This is a genomic window from Kitasatospora sp. NPDC004799 (assembly GCF_040609095.1).
Taxonomy (GTDB): domain Bacteria; phylum Actinomycetota; class Actinomycetes; order Streptomycetales; family Streptomycetaceae; genus Kitasatospora.
The window spans coordinates 1-9,314 of record NZ_JBEXJK010000332.1; the positions used below are offsets into that span (position 1 = coordinate 1).

The following is a 9,314-nucleotide window of genomic DNA, read 5'->3' on the forward strand; positions in this document are numbered from 1 at the left end:
GCCCCCGCCGGGCTCGTCGGCGACCACCAGGGCGCCGAGCGCGGCCAGCCGGGCGCCGGCCGCGGCGTCGCGGGTGACCACCAGGACCCGGTCGACGCCCGGGGTGGCCAGGGCGGCCGTGACGGTGTCCAGGGCGAAGGACAGGGCCAGGTCGGCCCGGTGCGGCCCGGCGTACGGGGCCAGTCTGCTCTTGGCCAGGGCGAGCGGCTTGAGCGGAAGCACGAGCGACCAGCCGGCCGTGGGTGCGGGGGGCGCGACGGGCCCGCTGGGGCGTACGGTGTCCTGGGTCATCGGCGTCATTCTGGCGCCGGTCCCGGAGCCCTCGCCAGGCCGTCCGAGCTGTGCGGACGTGCGTTTGATCACGCCGGCCGGGCGGGTTGGCGCGGTTGCTCGACAGCCGGTGAGCGGGCGGGCGACACTGTTCCGCGCCCGTGGCCCGGGCACCGGTCGGAACGGTGCGCGGCACCGGGACGCCATGACCGCGGTAATCCGTGCCGCATCGGATGAGAAGGAGCTGGGGTGGCCCGCCGCTCGTACGCCAAGTTCGGCAACGCCGACTACGGCATCTGGTACCGCTTCGCGGCCGTGCTGGTGAAGCCGGTGACGACCGCCCTGGTGAAGCCCGACTGGCGGGGCTGGGAGCACATTCCGAAGACCGGCGGCTTCATCGCCGCGGTGAACCACAATTCGATCATCGATCCGGTGATCTACGCGCACTGGCAGTACAACAGCGGACGTCCGCCGCGCATTCTCGGCAAGTCCTCGCTGTTCTCGATCCCCTTCATCGGATTCATGCTGCGCAAGACCGGCCAGATTCCGGTGTTCCGCGAGTCCACCGACGCCGCGCAGGCGTTCCGGGCCGCGATCGACGCGGTCAACGGCGGCCAGTGCGTGCAGTTCTACCCGGAGGGGACGCTCACCCGGGACCCCGACCTGTGGCCGATGACCGGCAAGAACGGGGTCGCCCGGGTCGCGCTGATGACCGGTGCGCCGGTCATCCCGGTGGCGCACTGGGGCGCCCACGAGATCATCCCGCCGTACGGCCGACCCGGTTTCGGGAAGGGCAGGTTCAACCTGTTCCCGCGGCACCGGGTCACCGTCGCGGCCGGGCCCGCGGTGGACCTGAGCAAGTACCGGGGGCAGGAGCTCACCGCCCAGGTGCTGGCCGAGGCGACCGAGGACATCATGGCGGCGATCACCGCCGTGCTGGCCGAGGTCCGGGGCGAGGAGCCGCCGGCCGAGCGCTACGACATGCGCAAGGCCGCGCGGCAGCGTGCCGCCGCCGCGCTGGCCGAGCGCCGGCGCGCCAAGGGCGAGCAGGCCAAGGGCCCCGAGGAGGCCGGCAAGTGACCCGCTGCGCCGTGATGGGGACCGGCTCCTGGGGCACCGCGTTCGCGCTGGTGCTCGCCGACGCGGGCTGCGAGGTCGTGCTGTGGGCCCGCCGCCAGGAGCTGGTGGACGCCGTCAACTCCACCCACGAGAACCCGGACTACCTGCCCGGCGTCCGGCTGCCCGACACCGTGCGGGCCACCACCGACGCCGCCGAGGCGCTGGCCGGCGCCGACTTCGCGGTGCTGGTGGTGCCCTCGCAGACGCTGCGCGACAACCTGGCCGCCTGGACGCCGCTGATCGAGCCGCAGACCGTGCTGGTGAGCCTGATGAAGGGCATCGAACTCGGCACCGCCAAGCGGATGAGCGAGGTCATCGACGAGGTCACCGGGGTCGGCCCGGAGCGCGTCGCGGTGGTCAGCGGGCCCAACCTGGCCAAGGAGATCGCCAACCGGCAGCCCGCGGCCAGCGTGGTCGCCTGCTCCGACGAGGCGGTCGCCAAGCGGCTCCAGGCGGCCTGCCACACGCCGTACTTCCGGCCGTACACCAACACCGACGTGGTGGGCTGCGAGCTCGGCGGCGCGGTCAAGAACGTGATCGGCCTGGCGGTCGGCATGGCGGCCGGCATGGGGCTCGGCGACAACACCAAGGCGACCCTGATCACCCGCGGGCTGGCCGAGACCACCCGGCTCGGCGAGGTGCTGGGCGCGGACCCGCACACCTTCGCGGGACTCGCCGGGATGGGCGACCTGGTGGCCACCTGCTCCTCGCCGCTGTCGCGCAACAACACCTTCGGCATGAACCTGGGCCGGGGCATGTCGCTCGCGGAGACCATCGCGGCCACCCGGCAGACCGCCGAGGGCGTCAAGTCCTGCGAGTCGGTGCTGGACCTGGCCCGGCGCAACGGGGTCGACATGCCGATCGTCGAGGCCGTGGTGGACGTGGTGCACAACGGGCGGCCGACCCAGGAGGTGCTGCGGGCGCTGATGTCGCGGTCGGCGAAGGCGGAGCGGCGCTGAAGCCCGGCCGGGGCGGTACCGAGCCCGGCCGGGGCGGCGCCGAGCCCGGTCGGACCGGCGCCGCTGACTCTCCGGAAACCTCTCGCACGGTAGTCTCAAACCCGATATGAGCATCGAACAGACCTCCCCGAACCGGCCCGACCGGAAGCCGCGCGTCGCGCTGGTCTTCGGCGGGCGCAGCTCCGAGCACGCGATCTCCGTCTCCACCGCCGGCAGCGTGCTCAGGGCGATCGACCGCGACAAGTACGACGTGCTGCCGATCGGCATCACGCACGAGGGCCGCTGGGCGCTGACCAGCGACGAGCCGGCCCGGATGGCCATCACCGACGGGCGGCTGCCCGACGTGGCGCACGTCGCCGAGGGCGTCGACGGCCAGGTCGCGCTGCCGGTCGCCCCGGGCAGCCGCGAGGTGGTCCTGACCGAGCCGGGCAGCGCCCCCAAGGCCCTCGGCGAGGTCGACGTGGTGTTCCCGCTGCTGCACGGCCCGTGGGGCGAGGACGGCACGCTCCAGGGCCTGCTGGAGCTCTCCGGTGTCCCGTACGTCGGCAACGGCGTGCTGGCCAGCGCGGCCGGCATGGACAAGGAGTTCGCCAAGCGGATCCTGGCCTCGCACGGTCTGGACGTCGGCCGCTACACCATCGTGCGGCCGCGCGAGTGGGACTCCGAGGCGGGCCGCGCGGCGGTCCGCGAGCGGGCCGCCGAGCTGGGCCTGCCGCTGTTCGTGAAGCCCTGCCGGGCCGGCTCCAGCATCGGCATCACCAAGGTGAAGGACCTGGCCGACCTCGACGCCGCGATCGAGGAGGCCCGCCGGCACGACCCCAAGCTGATCATCGAGGCGGGCGTGACCGGCCGCGAGATCGAGTGCGGGGTGCTGGAGTTCGAGGACGGCCCGCGGGCCAGCGTGGCCGGCGAGATCCTGGTCGGCGAGGGCTTCGACTTCTACGACTTCGAGGCCAAGTACATCGACTCCTCGGACGTGCGGATCCCGGCGGACCTGACCCCCGCGGAGCTCGCCGAGATCCAGCGCCAGGCGGTCGAGGCCTTCGAGGCGCTCGGCTGCGAGGGCCTGGCCCGGGTGGACTTCTTCCTGCTGGAGGACGGCACCTGGATGATCAACGAGATCAACACCATGCCCGGCTTCACCCCGATCTCGGCCTACCCGAAGATGTGGGAGGCCAGCGGGGTCTCGTACCCGGAGCTGATCGACCGGCTGCTCGCGACGGCGCTGCGGCGCTCGACCGGGCTGCGCTGACCGGTCCCGTGACGGAGGACGGGCCGGGAGCCTCCCGGTCCGTCCCCGGTGCGCCGGGCCGGGCCGCGGCCGCCGTCCGGCTCAGCCCGGGACGTTGGCCCTGACCGCGCCGCTCAGCGCGGCCGCCGGGTCGAAGGGGTTCTGCGCGGCCCCGGCCGGGACGGTCACCTCGACGTACGCGGCGCGCATGGTCGTCACGAAGCGGTAGCCGCCGTCGGCGAGCTTCTGCGACCACCAGGTGACGTCGTCGACGCTCGGGGACCAGTCCGCGGCGTGGTCGCCGTCCAGCTCCTCCGGCCGGTCGATGCCGCAGCGCAGCACCGTCCGGGGCGACCCGCCCCAGGCGGCGACGTACGGCGAGGCGGGCGACGGGTCCCGGCGGGCGTGCCCGAGCAGCTCGGCGGGCAGCGCGGCGGCGAGCGACCGGCAGTACCCGGCCGCCCGGCCGCTCGGCTGCGGGACCTCGACCTTCGGGTCGGCCGGCCCCCAGCTGCCGACCAGCACCACGACCGTGCAGGTCAGGGCGACGGGCAGGGCCAGCCAGCGGACCGGGGCCGGCAGGGCGGTCAGCGCCTTGGGGACGCGCAGTTCTCTGGCCACCCGCCGATGGTAACCGGGGCTCGGAGGCGGGGTTCTACAGGTGCACCACGGGACAGGTGAGGGTGCGGGTGATGCCCTCGACCTTCTGGACCCGGGCCACCACCATGCGGCCCAGCTCGTCCACCGTCTCGGCCTCGGCCTTGACGATCACGTCGTAGGGGCCGGTGACGTCCTCGGCGGTGAGCACACCGGGGATCTCGGCGATGGTCCGGGCCACGGCGGTGGCCTTCCCAACCTCGGTCTGGATCAGGATGTATGCCTGTACCACGGGGACCTCCCGGCGGCCGGTTAAGGGGGATCGCCGCCGTGAGCGCCCGGTCGGGCGGATGGGTGGGGTGGGCTCACCGGCAGTCTGATCACCACGCTACCGCGCAGCGGGCCGGGGATGGGAGACCCCGGGGCCCCGGAAGGGCGTACGCTGCGCGCGGGGGAGCGCGACGGGGGCCGAACCGGATGGAAACGCGAGAGGACGGCAGATGCAGGGGACCGTGGGCGAGCTCGGCGAGTTCGGCCTCATCAGGGAGCTGACCGCCCGGGTACCGCTCACCGATGCGGTCGACCTCGGCCCGGGTGACGACGCCGCGGTGGTGCGGGCTCCGGACGGCCGGGTGGTGGCGACCACGGACGTCCTGATCGAGAACCGGCACTTCCGCCGGGACTGGTCCACCGCCTACGACGTGGGCCGCAAGGCCGCCGCCCAGAACCTCGCCGACGTGGCCGCGATGGGGGCGGTGCCGACCGCCATCCTGCTCGGCCTGGTCGCCCCCGCGGACCTGCCGACCACCTGGGCCACCGAGTTGATGGACGGGCTGCGCGACGAGTGCCAGGTGGCCGGGGCGACGGTGGTCGGCGGCGACGTCGTGCGCGGCGACACCGTCACGCTCGCCATCACGGCGCTCGGCGACCTCCAGGGGCGCGCGGCGGTGACCCGCGCCGGCGCGCAGGTCGGCGACGTGGTCGCGGTGACCGGCTGGCTCGGCTGGTCGGCCGCCGGCCTGACGGTGCTCCAGCGCGGCTTCCGCTCCCCGCGCGCCTTCGTCGAGGCGCACCGCCGGCCCGAACCGCCGTACCACGCGGGCCCGGCGGCGGCCGAGTTGGGCGCGACCTCGATGATCGACGTGAGCGACGGGCTGGTCGCCGACCTCGGCCACGTGGCCCGGGCCAGCGAGGTGGACATCGACCTCAGGGCCGCCGACTTCGACGTCCCGGCGCAGATGGCCGATATCGGCCAGGCGGTCGGGGTGGACCCGCTGGTCTGGGTGCTCTCCGGCGGCGAGGACCACGCGATCGTGGCCACCTTCCCGCGCGGGGTCCAACTCCCGGCCCGCTGGCGGGTGGTGGGCGAGGTGACCGGCCGCCCGACGGGCAGCCGCAGCGGCCGGGTCACCGTCGACGGCGCGCCCTGGGACCGGGTCGGCGGCTGGGACCACTTCGCCGAGTAGCGCCGATCCCGCTGCGGCGGGCGGCGCGTGACGCTCCGGTGCGCCGGGGACGGGCTTCGCGGGTGCGTTGTGCGTAGGCTTGCCGCATCCCGGCCCGCCCGTCCGACGCGGGTGGTCCGAACCCCTGCGAGACCCCTGCGAGCGGGAGCACGCCTGACATGCGCATCGGTGTACTGACCAGCGGCGGCGACTGCCCCGGCCTCAACGCGGTGATCCGCTCGGTGGTGCACCGGGGCACCGACGTCCACGGGGACGAGATCGTCGGCATCCTGGACGGCTTCCTCGGGCTGATCGAGGGCCGGGCCAGGACGGTCACGCACGACGACGTCACCGGCCTGCTCACCCTCGGCGGCACCGTCCTGGGCTCGGCCCGGGTGCGGCGGGACCGGATCGCCTGGGCGGTGGAGAACGCCAAGACGCTGGCCCGGGAGATCGGCATCGACGCGCTGATCGCGATCGGCGGCGAGGGGACGCTGACCGCCGCCAAGCTGTTCAGCGACGCCGGACTGCCCGTGGTCGGGGTGCCGAAGACCATCGACAACGACATCGACGCCACCGACGTGACCTTCGGCTTCGACACGGCCGTGCACGTCGCGACCGAGGCGATCGACCGGCTGAAGACCACCGCCGAGTCCCACCAGCGCGTCATGGTGGTCGAGTTGATGGGCCGGCACACCGGCTGGATCACCCTCACCGCGGGCATGGCGGGCGGCGCGCACGGCATCCTGATCCCGGAGAAGCCCTTCGACATCGAGGCGGTGGCCCGGATAATCGAGGACCGCTTCGCGCGCGGCAAGAAGTTCGCCATCATCGCCGTCGCCGAGGGCGCCTCCCCGGTGCCCGGCACCATGCGCTTCGACCACGGCGAGGTCGACCAGTACGGCCACCGGACCTTCGGCGGGATCGGCAACCGGCTCGCCCACGAGCTGGAGAACCTGCTCGGCAAGGAGGCCCGCCCGGTCATCCTCGGCCACGTCCAGCGCGGCGGCACCCCGACCGCCCGGGACCGGGTGCTCGCCACCCGGTTCGGCTGGCACGCGGTGGAGGCCGTCCACCGGGGGGCGTTCGGGCACTTCACCGCGCTGCGCCGGACCGGCATCGAGCTGCTGCCGATCGCCGACGCGGTGACCCGGCTGAAGACGGTGCCGCGGGACCGCTGGGCGGAGTCCGAGGCGGTGCTGTGAGGCGGCGCGGGTAGGTTGGGCTCCATGGCCCTCCCGTCTCCCACCCCCGCCCTCGGCCGACGCGCTTCGCGCGGCCCCTCCGACGCCGCCCCGCCCCGCGTTGCCCCGCCCCGCGTGCTCACCGTCGCCGGCTCCGACTCCGGCGGCGGCGCCGGCATCCAGGCCGACCTCAAGGCGATGCTCGCCCTCGGCGTCCACGGCATGAGCGTGATCACCGCCGTCACCGCGCAGAACTCGCTCGGCGTCCAGGGCTACTGGGAACTGCCCGCCGAAGCCGTCCGGGCGCAGTTCCGCAGCGTGGTGGACGACATCGGGGTGCAGGCCGTGAAGACCGGCATGCTCGCCTCGGTCGACCTGGTCGAGACCGTCGCCGAGCTGCTCACCGGGGTGGACGCCCCGGTGGTGGTCGACCCGGTCGGGGTCTCCAAGCACGGGGACGCGCTGCTGGTCGCCGAGGCCGTCGCCACCGTCCGCGAGAAGCTGCTGCCGGTCGCCACCCTGGCCACCCCCAACCTGCACGAGGTGACCCAGCTCACCGGGCTGACCGTCGAGGACGAGTCGCAGATGCTGGACGCCGCCAAGGCGCTGGTCGACCTCGGGCCGCGCTGGGCACTGGTCAAGGGCGGACACCTGGCGGGCGAGGCCGCCGACCTGCTGTACGGCGGACCGGACGAGGTGCACTGGTTCCGGGCGCCGCGCTACGACAACCGGCACACCCACGGCACCGGCTGCACCCTGGCCAGCGCGATCGCGGCCGGCCTGGCCAAGGGCGAGCCGCTGCCGGCGGCGGTGGCCTCGGCCAAGGAGTACATCACCGGGGCGATCGCCGGGGGCTTCGCCCTGGGCGCCGGCATCGGCCCGGTCGACCACGCCTGGCGCTGGCGCTGACCGCAGGACGGTCGCCCGGAAAACAGTGGTGGGCGGGCTCCCGAGGGAACCCGCCCACCACTGGCGTCCGGAAAGCGTGACCGGTCCCGGAAACAGCGAAGCCGGCTCACCCGGGGATGAACCGACTCACTGGAGGACCGGCATGCCGGTCTGCGCGTCAGCGCGAGACCTTACCGGCCTTGATGCACGAGGTGCAGACGTTGAGCCGCTTCGGCGTCCGCCCAATCACAGCGCGCACCGTCTGGATGTTGGGGTTCCAACGACGGGGGGTACGGCGGTGAGAGTGGGAGATGCTGTTGCCGAAGCCCGGCCCCTTGCCGCAGACGTCGCAGTTGGCAGCCACAGGAGTCACTCCAAGACTTCAGATCAGATACTTTCGAAAACCCCGCTCAGCCACCAGAACACTCACGTGAACCAGACCGGACAAGGGGGTGAGCCTGGACGGTTCCAGGCAACCGGAAGAGCATACAACGCTTGCTTCCGTCCCACGAAACTACCATGACCGGCCGAGTGATCGCTCCGGTCGCCGACCCGGACGCCCCTCCCCGGCCCCCGATAACCTGCCGGTATCACCCCTCGCCGCCGGCCCGAACGTGCCGCTGCCCCCTCGGGCCACCGCGGCAGTCCCATTCCGGAGGAGACCTGGTGCTGCACACGCTCGACGCCCCGGCCGTGCGCACCTGGTGCCAGCTCGCCCTGCGCGCGCTCGGCCAGGCCCGCGAGGAGATCGACGCGCTCAACGTCTATCCCGTCCCGGACGGCGACACCGGCACCAACCTCTACCTGACCGTCGAGTCCGCCGCCGCCGAGGTGGAGAGCCGCTTCGCCGACCCCACCGCCGAACCGGCCCCCGGGCTGGCCGACGCGGTCCGGGCGATGGCCCGCGGCGCGCTGGTCGGTGCCCGCGGCAACTCCGGGGTGATCCTCGCCCAGTGGCTGCGCGGCACCGCCGAGACGCTGGCCGAGGGCGGCGGCGCCGAACAGCTGCGGGCCGCCCTGCAGCGGGCCGCCGACTCCGCGTACCAGGCCGTCGCGGAGCCCGTCGAGGGCACCCTGCTGACCGTCGCCCGGGTCGCCGCCCGGGAGGCCGTCCGGGCCGGGGACGGGCTCGCGCAGGTCGCCGACACCGCCTACCGGGCCGCCCGGGACGCGCTGCGGCACACCCCCGAGCAGCTCGCCGTGCTGGCCGAGAACGGGGTGGTGGACGCCGGCGGGCGCGGCCTGGTGGCCGTCCTCGGCGCGCTCGCCGACGCCGTCGCCGGGCAGCAGCCGATGGGCCCGGTCGCGCTGCGCGGCGACGTCCGGGCCGTCGAGAGCTGTGAGACGCACCTCAGGCCGCCCGGCCCCGGCCACCCCGCCTTCGAGGTCATCTACCTGCTGGACGCCCCCGACGAGGCGCTGCCCGCGCTGCGCGAGCGGCTCGCCGGGCTCGGCGACTCGCTGGTGATCGGCGGCGGCGACGGCCTGTGGAACGTGCACGTCCACGTGGACGACGCCGGCGCCGCGGTGGAGGCCGGGGACGGTCGCGCTGGCGGTCGGGTCGCCGCACTGGAGCACGAAGATGCCGTCGGTGGTGAGGCGGTGGCACTTGGTGTGGTCG

General features: G+C 74.0%; 10 protein-coding genes and 1 pseudogene. 7 read left to right on the forward strand and 4 right to left on the reverse strand.

What is annotated here, in order from left to right; genetic code table 11:
- A pseudogene (locus ABZW03_RS30865) lies at nt 1-291 on the reverse strand (2-phospho-L-lactate guanylyltransferase); the annotation flags it as partial.
- Between the two features lie 228 nt (nt 292-519).
- Between ABZW03_RS30865 and ABZW03_RS30870 the strand changes: the two are divergent.
- The 3 genes from ABZW03_RS30870 (at nt 520) to ABZW03_RS30880 (ending at nt 3,600) form a co-directional block, all read left to right on the forward strand.
- Entirely contained in the window at nt 520-1,350 is an 831-nt protein-coding gene (locus ABZW03_RS30870) for a lysophospholipid acyltransferase family protein (protein ID WP_355265508.1), read from the forward strand.
- A 14-nt stretch (nt 1,351-1,364) separates the two neighbouring features.
- Nucleotides 1,365-2,348 (forward strand): NAD(P)H-dependent glycerol-3-phosphate dehydrogenase, encoded by a 984-nt coding sequence (locus tag ABZW03_RS30875; protein ID WP_355265532.1) that lies wholly within the window; start codon nt 1,365-1,367, stop codon nt 2,346-2,348.
- 106 nt (nt 2,349-2,454) lie between these two features.
- A complete protein-coding gene (locus ABZW03_RS30880) occupies nt 2,455-3,600 on the forward strand; it encodes a D-alanine--D-alanine ligase family protein (protein ID WP_355265511.1) in 1,146 nt (381 codons plus the stop codon).
- Between the two features lie 81 nt (nt 3,601-3,681).
- Here ABZW03_RS30880 and ABZW03_RS30885 read toward each other — a convergent pair whose 3' ends face one another.
- Entirely contained in the window at nt 3,682-4,200 is a 519-nt protein-coding gene (locus ABZW03_RS30885; protein WP_355265514.1) for a DUF3515 family protein, read from the reverse strand.
- A 34-nt stretch (nt 4,201-4,234) separates the two neighbouring features.
- The gene (locus ABZW03_RS30890; protein ID WP_355265517.1) at nt 4,235-4,468 is read right to left on the reverse strand and encodes an Lrp/AsnC ligand binding domain-containing protein; all 234 of its coding nucleotides are present in this window, start codon (nt 4,466-4,468) and stop codon (nt 4,235-4,237) included.
- Between the two features lie 208 nt (nt 4,469-4,676).
- Here ABZW03_RS30890 and ABZW03_RS30895 point away from each other — a divergent pair, with 208 nt between their 5' ends.
- The 3 genes from ABZW03_RS30895 to thiD all read left to right on the forward strand — a co-directional run bounded on the left by ABZW03_RS30895 (nt 4,677) and on the right by thiD (nt 7,714).
- A complete protein-coding gene (locus tag ABZW03_RS30895) occupies nt 4,677-5,642 on the forward strand; it encodes a thiamine-phosphate kinase (protein WP_355265520.1) in 966 nt (321 codons plus the stop codon).
- Nucleotides 5,643-5,800: 158 nt separating this feature from the next.
- Nucleotides 5,801-6,826 (forward strand): ATP-dependent 6-phosphofructokinase, encoded by a 1,026-nt coding sequence (locus ABZW03_RS30900; RefSeq protein WP_355265523.1) that lies wholly within the window; start codon nt 5,801-5,803, stop codon nt 6,824-6,826.
- A 24-nt stretch (nt 6,827-6,850) separates the two neighbouring features.
- Nucleotides 6,851-7,714, forward strand: a complete 864-nt coding sequence (gene thiD, locus ABZW03_RS30905; protein ID WP_355265526.1) for a bifunctional hydroxymethylpyrimidine kinase/phosphomethylpyrimidine kinase — start codon at nt 6,851-6,853, stop codon at nt 7,712-7,714.
- 157 nt (nt 7,715-7,871) lie between these two features.
- Here thiD and rpmB read toward each other — a convergent pair whose 3' ends face one another.
- Nucleotides 7,872-8,057 (reverse strand): 50S ribosomal protein L28, encoded by a 186-nt coding sequence (rpmB, locus tag ABZW03_RS30910; protein WP_014138233.1) that lies wholly within the window; start codon nt 8,055-8,057, stop codon nt 7,872-7,874.
- Nucleotides 8,058-8,359: 302 nt separating this feature from the next.
- Here rpmB and ABZW03_RS30915 point away from each other — a divergent pair.
- Nucleotides 8,360-9,314: DAK2 domain-containing protein (locus tag ABZW03_RS30915; protein ID WP_355265529.1), on the forward strand; the 955-nt coding region annotated here is incomplete at its 3' end.